This is a genomic window from Mangrovibacillus cuniculi, assembly GCF_015482585.1.
GTDB classification, from domain to species: Bacteria; Bacillota; Bacilli; order Bacillales; family R1DC41; genus Mangrovibacillus; species Mangrovibacillus cuniculi.
The window spans coordinates 2,519,903-2,539,811 of record NZ_CP049742.1 but is presented as its reverse complement, the minus strand read 5'-3'; the positions used below and the strand labels follow the sequence as shown (position 1 = coordinate 2,539,811).

Annotated in this window: 23 protein-coding genes; 14 read left to right on the top strand and 9 right to left on the bottom strand. The window is 40.3% G+C overall.

All coding sequences use genetic code 11. The features are described from left to right. The first annotated feature begins 7 nt into the window (after positions 1-7). Entirely contained in the window at positions 8-1,450 is a 1,443-nt protein-coding gene (locus G8O30_RS12840; protein WP_239672453.1) for a sucrose-6-phosphate hydrolase, read from the top strand. A 40-nt stretch (positions 1,451-1,490) separates the two neighbouring features. On the opposite strand, the gene G8O30_RS12835 is transcribed toward G8O30_RS12840, so the two are convergent. Next, positions 1,491-1,667 (bottom strand): hypothetical protein, encoded by a 177-nt coding sequence (locus tag G8O30_RS12835; RefSeq protein WP_239672452.1) that lies wholly within the window; start codon positions 1,665-1,667, stop codon positions 1,491-1,493. A 225-nt stretch (positions 1,668-1,892) separates the two neighbouring features. Here G8O30_RS12835 and G8O30_RS12830 point away from each other — a divergent pair, with 225 nt between their 5' ends. Beyond that, a complete protein-coding gene (locus tag G8O30_RS12830; RefSeq protein WP_239672451.1) occupies positions 1,893-3,239 on the top strand; it encodes a copper amine oxidase in 1,347 nt (448 codons plus the stop codon). A gap of 72 nt (positions 3,240-3,311) precedes the next feature. Then, a complete protein-coding gene (locus G8O30_RS12825; RefSeq protein WP_239672450.1) occupies positions 3,312-4,250 on the top strand; it encodes a class F sortase in 939 nt (312 codons plus the stop codon). A 41-nt stretch (positions 4,251-4,291) separates the two neighbouring features. On the opposite strand, the gene bshB2 is transcribed toward G8O30_RS12825, so the two are convergent. The 3 genes from bshB2 to pdxK all read right to left on the bottom strand — a co-directional run bounded on the left by bshB2 (position 4,292) and on the right by pdxK (position 6,877). Further along, positions 4,292-4,981, bottom strand: a complete 690-nt coding sequence (gene bshB2 / locus G8O30_RS12820; RefSeq protein ID WP_239672449.1) for a bacillithiol biosynthesis deacetylase BshB2 — start codon at positions 4,979-4,981, stop codon at positions 4,292-4,294. 13 nt (positions 4,982-4,994) lie between these two features. Beyond that, on the bottom strand, positions 4,995-5,342 hold the full coding sequence (locus tag G8O30_RS12815) for a YojF family protein (protein WP_239672448.1): 348 nt from the start codon (positions 5,340-5,342) through the stop codon (positions 4,995-4,997). A gap of 731 nt (positions 5,343-6,073) precedes the next feature. Continuing rightward, positions 6,074-6,877 (bottom strand): pyridoxine/pyridoxal/pyridoxamine kinase, encoded by an 804-nt coding sequence (pdxK, locus tag G8O30_RS12810; RefSeq protein WP_239672447.1) that lies wholly within the window; start codon positions 6,875-6,877, stop codon positions 6,074-6,076. Positions 6,878-6,996: 119 nt separating this feature from the next. Between pdxK and G8O30_RS12805 the strand changes: the two genes are divergently transcribed. The 4 genes from G8O30_RS12805 (at position 6,997) to G8O30_RS12785 (ending at position 10,243) form a co-directional block, all read left to right on the top strand. Continuing rightward, positions 6,997-7,668 carry a uracil-DNA glycosylase gene (locus G8O30_RS12805; protein WP_275576492.1) on the top strand — a complete coding sequence of 224 codons (672 nt, stop codon included), beginning with the start codon at positions 6,997-6,999 and terminating at the stop codon, positions 7,666-7,668. A gap of 141 nt (positions 7,669-7,809) precedes the next feature. Further along, on the top strand, positions 7,810-9,198 hold the full coding sequence (locus G8O30_RS12800; RefSeq protein ID WP_239672446.1) for a S8 family peptidase: 1,389 nt from the start codon (positions 7,810-7,812) through the stop codon (positions 9,196-9,198). Positions 9,199-9,543: 345 nt separating this feature from the next. Next, on the top strand, positions 9,544-9,852 hold the full coding sequence (locus tag G8O30_RS12790) for a YwdI family protein (RefSeq protein ID WP_239672444.1): 309 nt from the start codon (positions 9,544-9,546) through the stop codon (positions 9,850-9,852). A 22-nt stretch (positions 9,853-9,874) separates the two neighbouring features. Further along, the gene (locus tag G8O30_RS12785) at positions 9,875-10,243 is read left to right on the top strand and encodes a DUF423 domain-containing protein (RefSeq protein WP_239672443.1); all 369 of its coding nucleotides are present in this window, start codon (positions 9,875-9,877) and stop codon (positions 10,241-10,243) included. A 67-nt stretch (positions 10,244-10,310) separates the two neighbouring features. Here G8O30_RS12785 and gerQ read toward each other — a convergent pair whose 3' ends face one another. From gerQ to hemQ, 3 genes are all read right to left on the bottom strand, one after another. Next, positions 10,311-10,766 (bottom strand): spore coat protein GerQ, encoded by a 456-nt coding sequence (gerQ, locus tag G8O30_RS12780; RefSeq protein WP_239672442.1) that lies wholly within the window; start codon positions 10,764-10,766, stop codon positions 10,311-10,313. Positions 10,767-10,802: 36 nt separating this feature from the next. Then, entirely contained in the window at positions 10,803-11,225 is a 423-nt protein-coding gene (locus tag G8O30_RS12775; protein WP_239672441.1) for a cell wall hydrolase, read from the bottom strand. 155 nt (positions 11,226-11,380) lie between these two features. Then, positions 11,381-12,124: a hydrogen peroxide-dependent heme synthase gene (hemQ, locus tag G8O30_RS12770; RefSeq protein ID WP_239672440.1), complete on the bottom strand. Its 744-nt coding sequence runs from the start codon at positions 12,122-12,124 to the stop codon at positions 11,381-11,383. Positions 12,125-12,333: 209 nt separating this feature from the next. Here hemQ and pta point away from each other — a divergent pair, with 209 nt between their 5' ends. Both pta and lipL read left to right on the top strand, forming a co-directional pair. Then, positions 12,334-13,305, top strand: coding sequence for a phosphate acetyltransferase (pta, locus tag G8O30_RS12765; RefSeq protein WP_239672439.1), 972 nt, complete (start codon positions 12,334-12,336; stop codon positions 13,303-13,305). Between the two features lie 82 nt (positions 13,306-13,387). Next, positions 13,388-14,218 (top strand): octanoyl-[GcvH]:protein N-octanoyltransferase, encoded by an 831-nt coding sequence (gene lipL, locus G8O30_RS12760; RefSeq protein ID WP_239672438.1) that lies wholly within the window; start codon positions 13,388-13,390, stop codon positions 14,216-14,218. 139 nt (positions 14,219-14,357) lie between these two features. Here the strand turns inward: lipL and G8O30_RS12755 are convergent, their stop codons facing one another. Beyond that, positions 14,358-15,203 (bottom strand): RsfA family transcriptional regulator, encoded by an 846-nt coding sequence (locus G8O30_RS12755; RefSeq protein WP_239674559.1) that lies wholly within the window; start codon positions 15,201-15,203, stop codon positions 14,358-14,360. Between the two features lie 220 nt (positions 15,204-15,423). Between G8O30_RS12755 and G8O30_RS12750 the strand changes: the two genes are divergently transcribed. From G8O30_RS12750 to G8O30_RS12740, 3 genes are all read left to right on the top strand, one after another. Further along, positions 15,424-15,648 carry a YuzB family protein gene (locus G8O30_RS12750; RefSeq protein ID WP_239672437.1) on the top strand — a complete coding sequence of 75 codons (225 nt, stop codon included), beginning with the start codon at positions 15,424-15,426 and terminating at the stop codon, positions 15,646-15,648. A 294-nt stretch (positions 15,649-15,942) separates the two neighbouring features. Continuing rightward, the gene (locus G8O30_RS12745; protein WP_239672436.1) at positions 15,943-17,259 is read left to right on the top strand and encodes an HD domain-containing protein; all 1,317 of its coding nucleotides are present in this window, start codon (positions 15,943-15,945) and stop codon (positions 17,257-17,259) included. Positions 17,260-17,285: 26 nt separating this feature from the next. Then, on the top strand, positions 17,286-17,792 hold the full coding sequence (locus G8O30_RS12740) for a YwgA family protein (RefSeq protein ID WP_239672435.1): 507 nt from the start codon (positions 17,286-17,288) through the stop codon (positions 17,790-17,792). Positions 17,793-17,867: 75 nt separating this feature from the next. Here the strand turns inward: G8O30_RS12740 and G8O30_RS12735 are convergent, their stop codons facing one another. Further along, entirely contained in the window at positions 17,868-18,056 is a 189-nt protein-coding gene (locus G8O30_RS12735; protein ID WP_239672434.1) for a 2-hydroxymuconate tautomerase, read from the bottom strand. A gap of 142 nt (positions 18,057-18,198) precedes the next feature. Between G8O30_RS12735 and G8O30_RS12730 the strand changes: the two genes are divergently transcribed. Together G8O30_RS12730 and G8O30_RS12725 are read left to right on the top strand one after the other, a co-directional pair. Beyond that, positions 18,199-18,870, top strand: a complete 672-nt coding sequence (locus G8O30_RS12730) for a site-2 protease family protein (protein ID WP_239672433.1) — start codon at positions 18,199-18,201, stop codon at positions 18,868-18,870. Between the two features lie 15 nt (positions 18,871-18,885). Continuing rightward, positions 18,886-19,395: a YwhD family protein gene (locus G8O30_RS12725; protein WP_239672432.1), complete on the top strand. Its 510-nt coding sequence runs from the start codon at positions 18,886-18,888 to the stop codon at positions 19,393-19,395. Positions 19,396-19,909: the final 514 nt, after the last annotated feature.

Genomic DNA, 19,909 nt, shown 5'->3' with positions numbered 1-19,909 from the left:
ATCTCCTATGTCAGTAAACGATCAGCAATTAAGAGATGCAGCGTGGAAAGCAGTAGAAGAGAAGAAAGACGTAGTGGAAAGTGATTCATATCGCTTGAAATTCCATGTGATGCCTCCAGTAGGTTTATTAAATGATCCAAATGGATGGATTCACTGGAAAGGGACATATCACCTTTTCTATCAATGGATGCCTTTTAAGACCGACCATGGAGCAAAATTCTGGGGGCATTTTACTTCCAAAGATCTAGTAAACTGGAAACACGAAGATATTGCGCTAACTCCTTCTGAATGGTTTGAAAAAAATGGTTGCTACTCAGGGAGTGCTATTTCGAAAGAGGACGAGCTTTGGTTGTACTACACGGGTAACTTGAAAAATGAGAAAAACGAAAGAAGTACCTATCAGTGTTTAGCTATTTCGAAAGATGGGCTACGTTTTGATAAAAAAGGTCCTGTCGTAGAGCTGCCAGAAGAATACACGCCTCATTTCCGCGATCCAAAAGTGTGGAGTCAGGATGGAAAGTACTTTATGGTAGTCGGCGCTCAGACAAAAGAGGAGAAAGGAGCGGTAGCATTACTTTCTTCTATAGATGGGATGGAGTGGAAACATGAACGAATAATTGCTGGTGGAGGGAAGGACTCTCTAGGTGATTTTGGATACATGTTTGAATGTCCGGATCTATTCCGATTAGACCAAAAAGACGTACTTGTTTTTTCCCCACAAGGATTAGAAGCGCAAGAGTGGAAATATCAAAATGTTTACCAAGCAGGGTATGTTATGGGAGAGTTTAACGCAACGGATGCGAGTTATACGTTCGGTGCGTTTCATGAGTTAGATCGAGGTTTTGATTTTTACGCACCACAAACAACAGAAGATGAGTTCGGACGCAGAGTTTTAGTAGCGTGGATGAGTGTCCCAGATCAACATGAGCAAGAACATCCAACCATAAAACACGGCTGGATTCACTGCATGACAATACCACGTGAGATAAAGATCGTGCAGGATAAAATTTATCAACTACCAGTAAAAGAACTAGAAGAACTTCGTTTAGGAACACCACGGGAGCAGCAGATTGAGTTAGAGGGTTCGACGTTAACGTTTGAAGCAGCAGACGCCCATGAGTTGCAACTAAACGATATCTCGTTAGACGGTGACTGGTTTGCTGTGGAGTGGTCAGGTGCTGCGAGATTCTCTTATAATAAGCAGACAAAAATGGCAACTTTAGAAAGAGTGAGCTATGTAGACGGCTTATGGGAAAAGCGCCAATGTCCAGTCGAAAACGTAACAGATATTCAAGTGTTTCGAGATACATCTTCTATTGAGGTATTCGTTAATGGAGGAGAAGAGGTATTTACAGCTCGTATCTTCCCTCAAGGAGATGATCCGTTCGTAACCATTACTACAAAAGGAGAGCTTGGTGCAAGCTTTGCGATGTGGGAGTTGGAATCATAAGAAGAATGAAAAGAAGCTCCAGATGATCCTGGAGCTTTTTTTATGGTTTTTTATAAAACCAATCAGGATCGTGATCATACGGAATCCACATGGTTCCTACTGTTGTTGGTGATTCTTCTTGCTGTACTAGGATAGGAGGATTCACTTTCTCTGTTTGTTCTTCTTCTGCTCCTCCACTTACTAAACTACCTACTAATAGAACACTTTTTATCAACATTTATCTTCCCCCTTCCCCTTTATATTTCTTAATACGGACAACTTTTTAAAAAAGTTTCTATATTTTAAAATTCTTTTATCCCTTGGTATGACAGGTTTGATGCTAACAGCGAAAACTTTTTTTAAAAAAATTATATAAAAAGTGATCTAAATAAAATTGGGCTCCGTTATCTTAGTGAATCAACAAAATAAAAAAAGAATGTTTAAAAGGGAGCGTGTAGGAAAGATGAAGAAAAAATGGATGAACAAAATTGCCGCACCAGTCATTGGTGCAACTCTGTTATTCCCAACGGTGGCAGGAGCACAAGAAGCACCTACTGCTAAAACACCAGCAGGAGACCTACGTGCAACACTTGATACATTATTATCAGAACACTACGTATTAGCTGTAACATCTATGATGAAATCGTACGACGGTGCACCTGATGCAGAACAAGTAGCTAAAGCGTTAGATCAAAACGCAGCAGATATGACTCCAGCCATAGCCTCTGTATACGGAGAAGAAGGTTCGAAAGAATTCGAACGTATCTTCCGTGGTCATAACGATTACTCAGCTGACTTCGTAACAGCAGCAAAAGAAGATAATGCGGAACTTCGTGCAGAAGCGGAAGCAGAAGTAGACGAGTTCGTGGAGGAATTCTCTACATTCCTAGATGCTGCAACAGAAGGTAACCTACCGAAAGAAACAGCAGCAGAAGTTCTTGAGTTACACGAAGATCAAGTGTTAATGACATTTGAATCTTACGTAGACGGTGAATATGAAGAAGCGTACACAACATTCCGTGAAGGTTTCAGTCTGATGTTTGATATTTCTAAAGCATTATCTGTCGCAATTACTACGCAAATGCCTGATAAGTTTGAAAGCACAAAAGCAGATACTCCAGCTGTAGAGTTACGTTCTACTTTAAACAAATTAGCATCTGAGCACTTTGCTTTCGCATCTCTTGGCTTACAAAAAGGATTTGATCAAGCAAAAGACTACGACTTTACTACGTGGGCAGAAGATGCTAACACAGCAGATTTTAAAGCAGCAATTGCATCTATTTACGGTGATGAAGGTGCAGCTCAATTTGAAAAGATCTGGCAAGAAAATCACATTACAGCAGAAGCTGATTTAGTTGCAGCAGCGGTTGCAGGTGATGATGAAGCGAAAAAAGCAGCAGAAGATCGTCTTTACAACGAATTCGCAACTGAATTTGGTACTTTCCTAGGAGCAGCAACGGAAGAAAACCTTCCAACTGACGCAGCAATCTCTTCTGTACAAACACATGAGAAACAAAAGCAAGAAGCGTTTGACGCATATATTGCAGGTGACTATGAAACAGCATGGAACAAATTCCGAGAAGGCTTCCAATTTATGTTCGGTGTTGGGGAAGCGCTAGGTGGAGCGATTGTCGCTCAAAACCCTGAAGCTTTTGGTGGTGACGTAACAATGCCAGAAGAAATGCCAAAAACGGGTATGGGTGGAACGGCTGACAATGACTCTACAACTATGGTGATGGTAGGTCTTGGTTCTATTGCAGCGATCGCTGGTGCATTCGTTCTACGCCGTCGTATGAGTAACCAAGCGTAAGAAGTAATGAAAAGAGAAGAGTCCCTCCCCTGGAGCTCTTCTCTTTATTATAAGGAAAAGTAGGTGAAAACGATGAACAAGCGTAAGGTTTGGTACGGGGTAGTTAGTGTAATGATCTTGGCTTCATGCCAAGTTAATGCAGCGTCACCAGGAAAAGAAGAGAGTGCTAATGGAACACCCATTTTAACAGGAGAGGATTTAAAAGGAATCCCGCTAGCGGATGAGTTTGTTATTTTAGATAAACATCGTGAAGCGGTAGTGAAGCAAGCTGAAGCTCAAAAAGCTGTAACGATCGAGCCTACAAGGATTGAAATAGAAAAAATAAATGTTTCAGCAGAGGTTAGTGAAGTGGGAATTCTAGAAAATGGACAAATGGGTGTACCAGAAGCAATGGACGAAGTTGGCTGGTTTGAGCCGGGTGCGAAGCCAGGTGAGAAGGGGAATGCCGTACTTGCCGGGCATGTCGACAGTAGATCGGGTCCAGCGATCTTTTTTGACTTGGAAAAATTAGAGAAGGGCGATGAAGTGAAAGTCACAGACAACGAAGGCCAAACCTTAACGTTCGTCGTAACTGGTAAAGAGCGTTATCCTTATCAAGATGCGCCTATTGGTAACATCTTTGGTGCGACGGATAAACGTGCATTAAACCTAATTACCTGTATTGGTACTTTTAATCGAGATGCTAGGACGCATGAAGAACGCTTGGTTGTCACGACAGAGTTGAAAGACCCTGTAGTGGCTGATAGGGAAAGTAGCGATGTAGGTTACCCTTCTAATGTTAAAGTGAGCGGAGAATTAGTTTCTTGGCACGCAGTGAGGAATGACGCGATCGTTGGCTATCGAATTTACCGAAAAGAAGATGGTGGATGGAAGCATATCGAAAGTGTATCTGCTCACGAACGAAAAAGTATTCATGATGCAAATGCAGAAGAGAATACGTATGCTGTGACAGCTATTCATGTAAGTGGGGAGGAGTCTCTTCGTTCTGCGCCTTCTAGTTTGAAGAGGTAATTAGAAAAGCCAACTAGTTCCTATACTAGTTGGCTTCTGTATTAAGAAACGGTATCCTTGTCAAAATCATAGATGTAGAATCGCTCTGTTTCCACCCACGCTTTTGCTTCTGGATCGCCTGCCTGCAATCGCTTTTCTAAGTCTGCTAACATCCACACAGTTTGGGATGCGTGTGCTCGCATAGCGCTGAGTTTTACTTCTCTCATAGTAGATACATCGTGTAATACATGAGGTGCACCTAATTTTTGGCTTGTATTGTTCGCGAATGCCACTCCGTATAGAGTTGGACGTTCGGAAGCGGGGATTGCACGCATGGCTCTAACTACTGCTCTTGCAGTCGCCTCGTGATCAGGGTGTACCGCGTAGCCAGGATAGAAAGAGATAATTAAGCTTGGCTTCACATCATTGATTAAAGTGGTAACCATGTCCGCCATTTTTTGATCATCTTCAAATTCCAACGTTTTGTCACGAAAGCCCATCATGCGTAAATCTTGAATACCCATTACTTTTGCTGCATCAAGTAACTCTTTTTGCCGTATCTTCGGCAGTTCTTCGCGCGTTGTAAATGGTGGATTTCCCATATTTCGTCCCATCTGACCTAATGTTAAACAAGCATAGGTTAATGGAGTTCCTCTTCCAGTGAACGTTCCAATTGTTCCAGATACACCAAATGCTTCATCATCAGGATGTGGGAATATCACTAGTACACTTTTTTGTTCTTGTATGTTCACGCTTTTCCCTCCCTTATTCAAACGGTGTACGGCTGATTTGCAGTGCAACAGCCAACTTCCCTTGTTGATCATGCCCAGCCATAAGAAGTCTTTCTTCTTCATCTAGCATCGCATGTGTTAAGCCTTCTGCGTAGACCCAGCCAATGGCTAATTTTAATCCTACTCGGTATGGTCCGTCGCCAACAATTTTGCCGTGTTCATAGTGAACTTGGGCATTTCGTATATAAGCTCCTGCTGAAAAAAAGTTCTCATTAAAATGAGAAGCGTAAGCTCCATTCGTTGTTTCTAGGTGCAAATAGATCTCTTCATTTGCAAAAGAATCAATCCAACTCTGCACAGTAGTAGTATCTATCGGTTTCATCGTAAGCCTCCTACGAATTATATAAGCTCTTTATTGTATATTACTAAACGCTGAAAGGAAATGCGAATAAGGGGACTTGCCTAATTGTGGATGATTAGGGGGGAGGGAGGGTAACGTGTGTTCATGATGGAGTGGATGGGGACTAGAGCACACGTTAAAAGAATAACGTGCGTTCAAGGAGGAGTTGGTGAGTTGGAGAGCGCACGTTAAAAGAATAACGTGCGTTCAAGGAGGAGTGGGAGAGTTGGAGAGCACATGTTAAAGAAATAACGAGTGTTCAAGGTGGAGTTGGTGAGTTGGAGAGCGCACGTTAATGGAATAACAAGTGTTCAAGGAGGAGTAGGAGAGTTGGAGAGCACATGTTAAAGAAATAACGAGTGTTCAAGGTGGAGTTGGTGAGTTCTAGAACACATGTAAAGTCCAAATCCAGCTCCATCATAAAAGAGAGGCTGGTACAGAACAAAAAAGGTACATTTCGAGAAAACGAATGTACTTTTTTGCGTTGTATTGAAGATCATGATACTGCAGAATTAGTGCATTTAAAGAATAATTCTTAGGGATTGGAGCGGAAGGGGGCGACTCCTACGGGATAGGTGGGTTACTGAGACCCCACAGGAGCGTTCTTCAGCGACGAGGAGGCTCAGCAAACCGCCCCGTGGAAAGCGTCCCCCTGCAGCGGAAATCCCAGTGCAGTCACTTTCGGGTTTTGTTCCAGCTTCTCCTCAAGAAAATTACTTTTTATTATAAGCACCATGCATAACTGGTCCTACATACTCGTTTAACTTCCAACCGTGCTCAATCGCTGCCGTCACAAACGCTTTCGCAGCATGAACAGCTTCTTTCACACTCTTACCGTTTGCTAGGTTTGCTGTAATAGCAGCTGCAAATGTACAACCAGCACCGTGATTATACGTAGAGTCTACTTTCTCAGCTTCTAGTAACTCAAACGTATCACCATCAAAATATAAATCTACAGCTTTCTCCGTTTTAAGCTCGCTACCACCTTTAATAACAACATGCTTAGCACCAAGATCGTGAATACGTTTAGCTGCTTCTTTCATCTCTTCTACAGAACGAAGTGCACCCATTTCCGCCAACTGTCCAGCTTCAAATAAGTTCGGCGTAACCACCGTTGCTACTGGAAGTAAATGTTCTCGCATCGCCACAGTATTCTCTGGAAGTAATACTTCATCTTCTCCCTTACAAACCATAACCGGATCGATTACCACGTTTGTAATCCCGCTTTGCTTAATTGCTTGTCCAGCCACTTCAATAATTTCAACAGTTGGCAACATGCCAGTTTTCATCGCATCAATTCCTACGGATAAAGCTGTCTTCAACTGAATTTTCACCGTTTCTACGTCAATTGGGAATACTTGATGATGCCAATGGTTTTCAGGATCCATTGCTACAATTGTTGTTAAAGCTGTCATGCCATATGTACCGTGCTCTTGAAACGTCTTTAAATCTGCTTGGATGCCTGCGCCTCCACTTGTATCAGAGCCTGCTAATGTTAACGTCTTACGTAATGCCACGTTTGATCATCCTCTCTTAGTTGCATGTTCCGCTAATAGGAATGGTTAGCGAGTCCATACAACCCATTGTATAATAAAAGGAATTCAAGGAGAAGTACGATGACAAAGGAAGTGAGAAAGTGAAACCGAACTGGATTAACGATTGGACACCTCTACTAGAAGAAGAGTGGTCGAAAGAATACATGCAAAGATTACAAGACTTTATAGAAATAGAAAGAGAAAACGAAATGATCTATCCGCCGGAATCTCAAGTCTTTCGCGCTTTAGAGCTAACACCATTGCACCAAGTAAAGGTCGTCATTCTAGGACAAGACCCGTATCACGGAGAAAGGCAAGCAAACGGACTGAGCTTCTCGGTAGAAAAAGGAGTGCCCATTCCAAAGTCACTCCAAAATATTTTCAAAGAGTTACAAGACGATCTGCAAGTGCCGATCCCAAAGCATGGTGACTTAACAAACTGGGCAAAACAAGGTGTTCTTCTTTTAAACACTACGCTTACGGTTCGTAAAGGGAAAGCTTTTACCCATAAAGGAAAAGGATGGGACCAGTTCACCAACACCATTATCCAACATCTTAATAATAGAGAAGACCCAATATTATTTATCCTCTGGGGCAAACCGGCACAACAAAAAGAGATAATGATAGATACGGATAGACATGGGGTCATTAAAGCACCACACCCAAGCCCACTTTCTGCCTACAGAGGCTTTTTCGGTAGCCACCCATTTTCTAGAGCGAATGCTTGGTTAGAAGAGAAAGGTCTTACCCCCATTGAGTGGAAGCTTCCATAATCACCAAACCTACTAATCACTAGTAGGTTTTTTCGTTCATAAACCGAATATGGATCTACCTACAATGCACGCCCGCACCATCTAGTACAATCTTCATACTCTAACAAGAACAGTGGACAAGTTAGAGTAGGGGGAGAGTAAGTGAAGCGTTTCTTTGTAATATTAGTTGTTTTATATTTATCTATCACTTTCCCAGCAAGTGTAGGTAGCCAATCAGATACCGCACCACCTGTAGATAAAGAAAGAGTAATCGTCACATATAAATCTACGGATGGACAAGCAACAACTTCATCGGTTAATTCTTTGGAAGTGAAGTATGTCTCAGACGAGGAACTGGTAGAACTATCAAATAATCCATTAGTGGCTACTATTGAAAAAGATCAAGTCGTGACAGTTTCTACAAGTCTGGGTACTGATCAAAGAGAAAATTGGGGAATAACTCGATTAAACCCTCAGCCCTTTTGGTTAAAAGGTGTGACAGGAAAAGGAATTAAGGTTGCCGTCTTAGATACAGGAGTGGAAAATCATGAAGATTTAGTGGTGAAAGGTGGAACGTCCTTCATTCCTTCTATGGAAAGTTATGCAGATGACCACGGCCACGGGACACATGTTGCGGGAATTATTGGAGCAAGAAATAACTCTATTGGTATAGTGGGCGTAGCACCAGATGCGGATATCTATTCTGTAAAAGTATTAAATAAACAAGGTGTAGGATATCTTTCAGATGTGATAAGAGGGATAGACTGGTCCATTGAGAATGAAATAGATATCATTAATTTAAGTCTATCCGCCAAGGAATCTTCTGTTGCGCTATTAGAAGCAGTGAAGCGTGCAGAAGATAACAATATTTTGATCATGGCTGCAGCAGGAAATCAAGGAGATTCTGTTGCCGATTCCATCGGTTATCCTGCAAAATTAGATAGCGTAATCGCAGTTGGTGCGACAAATGAATTAGATAGGAGAGCGAGCTTTTCTAGTGTTGGGCCATCATTAAAAATTGTTGCGCCTGGTAATGACATTTTAAGTACCTACAAAGATAATACGTACAAGTCGTTGAATGGTACTTCAATGGCTACACCGTTTGTTGCTGGTACTGCAGCATTACTGTTGCAAGAAAATCCTAGTTTACTAGCAAAAGAGATGAGAGAACTACTTTATACAGAAGCACTTGATTTAGGAGAAAAGGGCGTAGATCACACAACAGGATATGGACTTTTACAGATTCCTACTTTTGCGGAGATGGATGTAACTATCCTGCACCCCAAAACAGCAAGTGTGAATAGAAAATATTTGATCAGGGTAAGGGTAAACGGGTTGGAGGGGGAGCCCCTATCTAAAGCTTCGGTAACATCTACTTTGGAACGACAAGGCAAAGTAACAAAGTACTGGAGAAAAGTAACGACAAAACAAGGGGTAGTAGTTTTTCCTTTTCATCCGAAGTATGCTGGAGATTATACTATGACGATCCAAGTGTCTAAGGATCAATTTAAACCAAAAACGGTAGAAATACCAATTGCGGTAACCAAGTAAAGCGTATCGTGGTACACTAGAAGAAAAAGTTGGTGATTTATATGCCAAATTGTTTTCAATGTCAGTACTTCTATGTCACTTGGGATAAGCACCATCCACGGGGATGTAAGGCATATGGGTTTAAAACGAAAGAAATGCCATCTATGACAGTGAAAAAAGCCTCGGGCCAGGAGTGTTTAAAATTTTTAGAGAAGAAAAAGTAAAAAAGACTGTGGAGATTTAGGATAAATTTCTACAGTCTTTTTTGTGTGGTCTAGGAATGTGTGCACAAAGCCAAAGACTTTTTACTTCTTTCTAGCAAATGTCTATAATGAAAGAGAGAAATTTGTTTTAGGAGGCAGCACCGTGAATATTTCATCCAAAGATATTTTGTTAAAAATAGAGCAAGAAGTGATGAGAGCAAAGCAAGGGACTGAAGCTAACATACAAGGTCACTTATATGCTATCAAGACTTTAGCAGAATTGGTTACAGAAAAGAATGGTTCACCCACTTCCGCAGTTCCGCAAGTTGCTACTAATACAGGTAGCTATACTGCAATGCAACAACCACAAGTCGTTACACAAAGTCCTCAACCATCTCAACCAATGAGTCTATCATCTCAACCTCTTCCATCAGATGACGGAAGTAACGGAGATTCGATTTTTGATTTTTAATTTTTAAAAGGGGGAACAAATCATGAAGTTGCTTTTATTATTCGGTGCAATTAATGGATTTCTAGCTGTAGCGCTTGGGGCTTTTGGTGCTCACGGACTAGAAGGTCGAGTACCAGAGAAGTACTTAGCCACTTGGAATACCGGTGTGCAATACCACATGTACCACGCGTTAGGGATGCTTACGGTAGGTGGCTTAGCGATGATTATGGGGAACGGAAGCATGTTGTTTACTTATGCAGGCTGGGCGATGCAAGTAGGGATTGTTTTCTTTTCTTTCACTTTATACGTCTTAACCTTAACGCAAATTAGTATTCTAGGTGCGGTGGCACCAATTGGTGGCGTTGCATTTTTAGTAGGTTGGTTGTTGTTAGCGATTGCTGTGATGAAATAAGAAAGGATGCCGGGATATGCCCTGGCATCCTTTTCTGTTAAGTAGTGATTATCCTTACTATATCCGTTTATCGTTGCGGATAACCAGCCATTCCGCCACCAAATCCATTAAACGGATATTGGTATTCGATTTCTTCATCAAACGTAATATAGTCTAAGTAAATCATCGGTAACAAATAACGAGTTCCTGTTTGTGGATCAGATAAAATCAAGTGGTCACGGCCAGCTGCTTCAATAACCCCCTTGAAAATCTTGCTGTTCCACTCTTTATTGTTTTCAAACGTCATATAAACCGTAGCAATCTTTCCTTTGTTTAATCGTAAAATGTTCTCGATATACGATTCTTCAATCGGAAGCATACCTGGGACGTTTTGTGGCTTTGTAGGATTTTGTGGGACTGGCACAGAGCCTTGTTGAGCACCTGCTACTTGTTGCGGATTATAATTTTGTTGTTGGCCATAACCTTGACCGTACCCTTGTTGTGGGTAAAATGCTTGTGAACCTTGTGGATAAAACTGATTCATGAGTTGACCGCCTCCTTTATCTACATAGCAAAATGACTAATAAACACTTGGGCAATTGGCACGAGTTGGCTGAAAGAAACAGTGAGCTTTGTAACGGCCAGTATTGTACTGGTTATACCATTGGGAAGGACAAGCTCCTTCTGGTCTGAAGAACCAGAGAGAGTACTCCGCAGGGTTATAGCGAAGCCCTTTTATTACTTTTCTGGCTAAAGCTATTTCTTTTTCTCTAGCACGTTGATAAAAGTACCCTTTTTGTGTCGCCTCAAAGCCCCCAGGACTTTGAAACACCATTTTTTGAATGGAGGTGATGTTTTTAAAGTCTAAACAGTTTGCGCGAACGCGATTTACTCCAACATTTCCAACTAGGAGCATACCTAACTGTCCTTCTCCTTCCGCTTCTGCGCGGAGAAGACGGGCGAGTAGCTTTACTTCTTCTTCGTTGTAGGCGATTACCGCCATCTGAGCCACCTCTTTCTCCTACTCATCAAAGCGCTAGTGCAATCCTCACTATTCCATAGTTATGTGGAAGAGGAAGTAAATAGAACGGATACTTTCTTGTTGGACACAAATACAAAAAAAGCTGTTCGGAACATGTAGCCCGAACAGCTTCTTCATTAAATATTTAGGAAAGTTGGTAGCTCTTGTGGAGTAAGCAATGTACCCACAAAGAAAGAACCGAATAGTCCATAACGTGCACTTACTTCATCAAAACGCATTTCATACACTAGCTTTTTAAACTGAAGCACGTCATCTGCAAATAACGTAACACCCCATTCGTAATCATCGAATCCTACAGAGCCAGTAATGATTTGCTTTACTTTACCTGCATATTGACGACCAATCATTCCATGGCTTCTCATCATAGATTTACGGTCTTCCATATCAAGCATGTACCAATTGTCATTGCCTTCACGTTTTTTGTCCATTGGATAGAAACAAACGTGCTCTGCTTTTGGTAATTCTGGATATAGACGCTCACGAACGTATGGATTTTCGTAAGGATCTCCCTCACTTGGCATATAGTTTCCTAACTCTACAACGGAAACGTAGGAACCAGATGGAAGTAAATACTCTGCAATTGTCAGCTTGTTAAATTCATTTTCTAACACATTTAACTCTTTCATCGTAGGACGTAAAATCATCAGCATGATGTCTGCTTTTTGACCAACAATAGAGTAGAACGCGTGAGATCCTTTTCCTTCTGTTTGCGTTTCATCTAATTTTTCTAAAAATGCTTGATATTCTGCGATAGCGTTGCCGCGCTCATCTGCAGTTAGAGCTTTCCATGAAACCCAATCCATTGTACGGAAATCATGTAAGGAATACCAACCATCTAACGTTTGTGCTGCTTCTGCCATTACTAACACTCCTTTTATTTAAACAAAATCCTTCATAATTCCCACTATACCATAAAATAGGACGAACAATCTTTTAGGAGAACAAGAGGGGATCAATTGTCAGAATTTCAACACTTTTTAAGTGTAAACGATTTCATTTGTACCATTTCTTGAATTTTTCTTACAGTGGGGTATGCTAAAAAAGATATAGATAATGAGGAGGCACATCCATGAGTGACTTATTTACAGGATTGGTTTCAAAAGTAACAGGTCAAGATCGAAAAATCGTATTCCCAGAAGGTACAGATGAGCGTGTATTAGGCGCTGCAATTCGTCTGCAAAACGATGGTATTTTATCTTCTATTGTAGTAGGAAACCCTGCAGAAATTAATGCAGTGGCAGAAAAGTTAGGAAAAACAACAGAAGGTCTAACGATCTTAGACCCTTCTTCTTATAGTGAAATGGACGAGCTAGTAGCAGCATTCGTTGAGCGTCGTAAAGGAAAAGCATCAGAAGAAGATGCTCGCAAAATTCTTTTAGATGAGAACTACTTCGGAACAATGCTAGTGTACACGAATCGTGCACATGGGCTAGTAAGTGGTGCTGCTCATTCAACAGCAGATACAGTTCGTCCAGCACTTCAAATCATTAAAACAAAAGAAGGCGTGAAAAAGACATCTGGTGTATTCATTATGGTTCGTGATGAGGAGAAATATGTGTTTGCAGACTGTGCAATCAATATTTCCCCAGACAGCAATGACCTAGCAGAAATCGCCATTGAAAGTGCTAAAACTGCTGAAATGTTTGACATTGAGCCACGCGTTGCAATGTTAAGCTTCTCGACAAAGGGATCAGCTAAATCTCCTGAAACAGATAAAGTAGTAGAAGCTGTTCAAATTGCTACAGATAAAGCTCCGCATCTACTGTTAGATGGAGAATTCCAATTTGATGCTGCATTCGTCCCATCTGTTGCGGCGAAAAAAGCTCCAGACTCTCCAATTAAAGGAGATGCAAACGTATTCGTATTCCCATCATTAGAAGCAGGAAACATCGGATACAAAATTGCACAACGTTTAGGTAAATTCGAAGCAGTAGGACCTATTTTACAAGGGTTAAACGCGCCAGTTAACGATCTATCTCGTGGATGTAACGAAGAAGATGTGTATAAACTTGCGTTGATTACGGCAGCACAAAGTTTATAATTTTACATGAGAGGAGCGCTGTAATGATAAACATTTCAGCGCTTACTCTTTGTAAAGAGCTTACAAGAAAGTAGGGAACTAAATGGTACAATTATTAGTTCAACCAAAATGGCGTGTGTTAGATCAGTCTAGTCTTGGTCCTTATTTTCATGCACTGCAATCCTTTGCAATGGATGACACTCTTTGTACTTCTGTTGGTTTAAAGGAATCAGACAGTGTCGTTAGGACATGGGTTCATCACGATACTATTGTATTGGGAGTTCAAGACTCCAGGTTGCCCAAAATACAAGAGGCAATTAATTACTTAAAATCAGAAGGCTACGATGTCATCGTTCGCAACTCAGGTGGATTAGCCGTCGTCTTAGATGAAGGAGTGCTTAACATTTCTCTTGTATTTCCGGATCAAGAAAAAGGAATAGACATTGATCGTGGATATGAAGCAATGTTGACACTTATCCAACAGATGTTTGCAGAGTATGGTAAAGAAATTAAAGCGTATGAAATAGTAGGTTCCTATTGTCCGGGTTCATTTGATTTAAGTATTGATGGAAAAAAATTCGCTGGTATCTCCCAACGTAGAATTAGAAATGGAGTAGCCGTTCAAATTTATCTATGTGTGACGGGAAGCGGAGCTGATAGAGCGAAGGTCATTCAACGTTTCTATGAAATAGGGAAAAACGAAGAAGAAACAAAGTTCACATATCCAGAAATTAAGCCAGCTGTGATGGCGTCGCTGCAAGAGTTATTCGGAGTGGAGCTAACAGTAACGGATGTAATGTTTAAACTGTTAAATCAAATGAAAGTCTATACGCAGGAAGGCTTATATGCAAAAGAGTTAACACCTAACGAATCTCATTTATACCAAGAATATTATCAAAGAGTAGTAGCAAGGAATGAAAAGATATTAGGTTGAAGCCATTGAAAAACATATTACTCTTACAAAAAAAGAGAGGAAAACCTTTCTTTTTTTTGTTGTAAATAACGAACATACGTTCTATACTATAAGTAGAAAAAGCAGACACACTCCCAATTGGAATGTGCCTGCTGTTCCATCAACCTTCTGCAACTTTTTCTAAGTTACCATTGCGATCCATTTTGAATTTAGAGTGATTTGTTTCTTCCTCTTCTTCAAACAATACTAGCTTTCTTGCACGATTCATGATTTTCATTAATGTTTCATAGTCTTCTTGCATGGTAACAGTAGTACGTTCTAGTTTAGCTACATGTTTCTTCAATTGCTCATTTTCTTGAAGTACTAGATGTAACTGCTGGTTCAATCTCTCATTCTCCGATTTTAGCACAGAAGATTGATCGCTTGAGCGGTCTAACTTGCTTAAATAAGAGATAACGCTAGATAGGGACACTTGGTCTTGTGATGAAGTACCTGCTAATCGTTGTGTAAACGAACTTGCTACAGGGGTAACTTCTTCTGCTAGTTCTTCTTTTTCATAAGAAGGTATTGTAGATGTAGTAACTTCAGGTGTTTCTTCTTCCACAACTTCTTCTGATTGATAACTAGACGCTGCATTACGAACCATTTCTTCTTCTTGCTCGTCTGTTAATATTGATGCCCATGCAGGTGCTTGATTCATATCTAATAGACTAGGGTCTACTGTAGGTGGTTGATAAAGCAATTTCTTCTTGCCGCTCTGTTCTTTTCCTAACAAACGATTTCGTTGTTTTCGCTGTTTTTTTGCCAGTTCCAAGGCTTTTTCGTATTCATGTCTTACGACGGCATTCCAGCGAAATCCACATGCTGCAGAAGTTCTGTTAAGTGCATCGCCGACTTCCTCGAATGCGTTTAATTGGGTACTACCTTCGCGAACGTGTCTTAGTACCGTTTCTGCTAGTAAAAGATCGTTTTCTTCCGTCCAAGCGTCTTGTCTCGTTTTCGTCATCATTGCTTACCCCTTTTCTTATCCATTTCATGGTACTATCATGGACAAGAAAACATCTGTTTATACCAAAATGCTAAAAAATTTACTAGTTTGCAGTATGCTAGTTTAGCGGTTGGTCATGTTTGACAGGGCTATAGACCTTGCAAAAGGTGAAATGACCATGTAAAATACCGAATAGTGAATAAGAACGACTAGGTATAATTAGAAAGGGTGACGATGCGTGGCAAACGAGTTTCGTATTTGTGACGATTGCCAAGCTGTTAATATAAAGACACTCATCCCAAAATTAAAAGAAATTGATCCGGATGCACCGATCGATGTTGGGTGTCAGTCCTATTGTGGACCAGGACGAAAGAAGACATTTGCATTTGTCAATAATCGTCCATGTGCAGCGTTGACAGAAGAAGAATTAATGGAAAAAGTTAAGCAGAAGCTGAAAAAATAAGAAGGAATCGCCTCTTCCGTGTTGGATAAGGTGATTTTTTTATTGTTACGTTAATAGAAACAATGCCTCTATAGCCACGTGTTGTGGTCTGCACTTAGAGGAATCTCTTTCTATTTCTTTGTCTTCAGCGGTTGTCAAGACTCTCTATTTGTCGTAAATTTTTTATAGGAATATAAAGTCTCATAAAATCTATCATTGCGGCTAATTAGGAAAATTTTCGACACGATTCGTGGTAGACGACTACTTTCATGTTGGCTATGATAGAAAGACCATTTAGAGGAAGTGACTAACAAGATGGATTATGCAAAGCAGAAGCTAAGTGAAGAAAAGGTATTTAAAGACCCTGTACACCGTTATATACACGTAAGAGATCGAGTGATTTGGGATTTAATCGGAACAAAAGAATTTCAACGATTACGTCGTATTCGACAGTTAGGAACGACTTATTTAACATTCCACGGGGCAGAGCATAGCCGTTTCAATCATTCTTTGGGTGTTTATGAAATAGTCCGACGTATGATTGACGATGTGTTTACTGGGCGTCCAGAGTGGAAAGAAGAAGAACGCCTTCTTTGTCTTTGTTCTGCTTTACTACACGATCTTGGACATGGTCCCTTTTCTCATGCGTTTGAAAAAGTATTTGATCTAGATCACGAAGAATTTACACAAGCGATTGTATTAGGTGATACAGAGGTCCATGCTGTTTTAAAACGAGTGCATAATCAATTTCCTCAACATGTGGCAGATGTCATTAACAAAACTTATGAAAACAAACAAGTTGTCAGCATGATTTCATCTCAAATTGATGCAGACCGTATGGATTATTTACAACGCGATGCGTATTTCACAGGTGTGAGTTATGGTCATTTTGATATGGAACGTATTTTACGTGTCATGAGACCACGCGAAGACCAAGTGGTTATTAAACACAGCGGTATGCACGCAGTAGAAGATTACATCATGAGCCGTTATCAAATGTATTGGCAAGTATACTTCCATCCAGTTTCGCGAAGTGCAGAAGTAATTTTAACCAAAATTCTACACCGAGCGAAAGAACTTCATCATCAATACTACGAATTTAAGCACCATCCTATACATTTTTACTCCATTTTTGAAGGAGAAACCACTTTAGAAGATTACATTAAATTGGACGAGTCTGTTGTCATGTTTTACTTCCAAATGTGGCAAGAAGAAGAGGATCCTATTTTACGAGACTTAAGTCGCCGTTTTATGAACCGTCAATTATTTAAATATGTTGAGATTGATCCTGCAAAAGAATATAAAAAACTAGCTGAGTTAGAACAGTTATTTAAAAAAGCAGATTTAGATCCTAATTATTATTTAGTGCTAGATTCTTCTAGTGACTTACCATACGATTTTTATCGCCCAGGTGAAGAGGAAGAAAGACTTCCTATCCACTTACTCATGCCGAGCGGAGAGCTGCGTGAGCTATCAAGACAGTCATCTATCGTAGATGCCATCTCGGGTAAACGTCGTACAGATCATAAGTTGTATTTCCCAGCTGATTTGTTGCGAGATGAACGTACGCGTAAAAATACGAAACGCCAAATCCGAGCTATTTTAGAGTTAAGTGATGACCGTGACCGTTAATTCGTTTTAGTAGGAGTGAACGACCATTGTTGAAAGAACATGCGAAACTGATGAAGGCATTTGCAGCATCAGGTGAAATAATTGGACGAAAAAAGCTACAAAAAATGATATATATTGCGAAGAAATTATCTTTTCCATTTCAAGAAAAATATCAATTCCATTTTTACGGACCTTATTCAGAAGAGTTGACGCTAAAAGTTGAAGAACTTTGTAATATGGGTTTTATCGATGAAGTGCGAGAAAAAAAAGGTGGTTATTTTCAATATCGATATACGATTACAGAAAATGGCCAAGAGTTTTTATCTCTATATGAAGAGCCTGTGCTTAATATGGAAGGCTGCTTTCAAAATATGAACGAAAAGAGCTCTCGTTTCTTGGAGTTGGTATCCACCGTACTTTATTTTGATACGTTGACGAGAGAAGACGTTTCTGCGAAGATTGCGAAAGTGAAGAGTAAGCAGAATTATTCAGAAGAAGAAATTGACGAAGCATATTCCTATATTGAGCAGTTGAGAGATGAGGTAAAACATTGAAACTACTAAGCTATGCGCTTGGTGGTTTTTCTTTTGTAGAAAAATCCCCTCGTTTTCACGAGAGGAGGGTTGGGGTTATTCTGCGTCACTTAGACGTTTTCCACCAACAGCATAGTGGCTTTTTTGCATGTCTTCAATAAAAACAACCACCTTGTCTGGAGAAGCACCTGTTGTTTCTGCAACGGCTGCAGTTACTTTTTCTACTAATGCACGTTTTTGCTCGTCAGTACGACCTTCTAACATTTTTACCGTAACGTATGGCATGACAAAACCTCCAAGATTCATTTGATAAAATTGTAATCCTAAACATAGAAGAAGACAAGCAAGTCACTTTCTTTTCCATGAAATCGCGGAGATGATACGCTATACTAGTAGTAGGTTTGTTTTTATAAAGGAGCGAGTATAGTTGGATTGGTTAATTGAGTTTCTAGATAGATTTCTGGCTTTTCAAGTAGAGGATTTACCATTCATTGTCGTAAGCTTAGTAATAGCATTCACGGTCCATGAATTTGCACATGCTTATGTTGCATATAAATTTGGGGATGATACAGCTGCCAAACAGGGCAGACTAACATTGAATCCTGTTCAGCATTTAGATCCATTGGGAACATTATTAATTTTACTTTTTGGCTTTGGTTGGGCAAGACCTGTTCCGGTGAACCGTTTTAAGTTCTCTAAACCGCGGTTAGCTGGAGTAATGGTTTCGGTTGCAGGACCACTTAGTAACTTTTTATTAGCGTTTATAGGTTTCGTGTTATTATTCTTGATGTTTCAAGTGAATACTAGTGGGAGTATGCAATTCTTAATAGACTTTTTAGATAGGTTTGTATTTATAAATTTATTGTTATTTGTATTTAACTTACTACCGTTTCCTCCATTAGATGGATTCAGAATTATACAAGATTTGGTACCTTCTTCCGTGCGCCCTAAGCTAACAAAATTAGAGCCTTTCGGAGCATTGTTCTTTTTATTTGTAGTACTAACTCCTTTAAGTGGATATATTATTGAACCAATCTTTTTTACGTTTATTCCGTTATTCCAACAGTTTTTCACTATGTTACTTTCCGTATTTGTGTAATAGGAGGTTATTAATATGTCAGATTCTAAAAAGCAAAAACTAGGTTTTAATATTATTAAAAATGATCCAACAGATGGCCATGGTGGCTTTGGTGTAGGTGCGTTAAGTTTAGACAATGTCTCACCAGTATTTATCGATATTAAAGAAAAGAGTGTGTTCATTGATATCGGTGCTATGCATGCCCGAAGTCAAGTCGAAAGAGGGATTAAATTTACACCGAATCGTGAAGATTCTCCTGGAGCGAAGCCGTTCTGGTTAGTATGGGTAACGGTTGATCGTAAAATGGAAGGACCTTTTTACAGAGGCGTAACGGCTTGTGAAATGAGTGTGAATAGAGAAATCCGAAGAGGCTACAAATCTCTACCTGAGCATGTAAACAAAATGGATAAGTCCATGAAAGGTCATATTATGGTCGATCACATGGATGATGTGTCGAAGGGTTTACTAACAGAATTCTTACGTTCTCATAACGAGCAAATGTGGGAACTTTCTTCTGATGAGCTAAAGAATGGATTAAGTGTGTAGAGGATTTCGTGTGTGTAAATTGTAACTGTGATAAGTAATTGTGACAAAAATGTGACATTCGCAACTACTCATTGTCTAACGCCTCGAAAACCCTTACACTTACAGTACAGTTAGCATATGCATAACTAGGACAAGAGCCCCTTTCCAGACCGGACATCTGGAGAGGGGCTCGTTTTTGTTACGTGACTGGTAACAACTCAGTGTTGGCCACGTGATGTGGCCTGCTTTTAACTGAGTCTTCTTTTAAAGGTCTGCGGTTGCGCCAGACGTTGATAATAAGGACGTCAAAATGAGAGAGCGGGTAATTTGAGAACCGTCTCGACCTCGAGAAGGACGTCAAAATTGGGGAATAGGGAATTTAAGAACCATCTCGACAGTGAGAAGGACGTCAAAAGTAAAGAGTAGGGGACTTGAGAGCTGTCTCGAACTTGCGAAGGACGTCAAAAGTAAAGAGTAGGGAATTTGAGAACCATCTCGAACTTGCGAAGGACGTCAAAAGTAAAGAGTAGGGAAT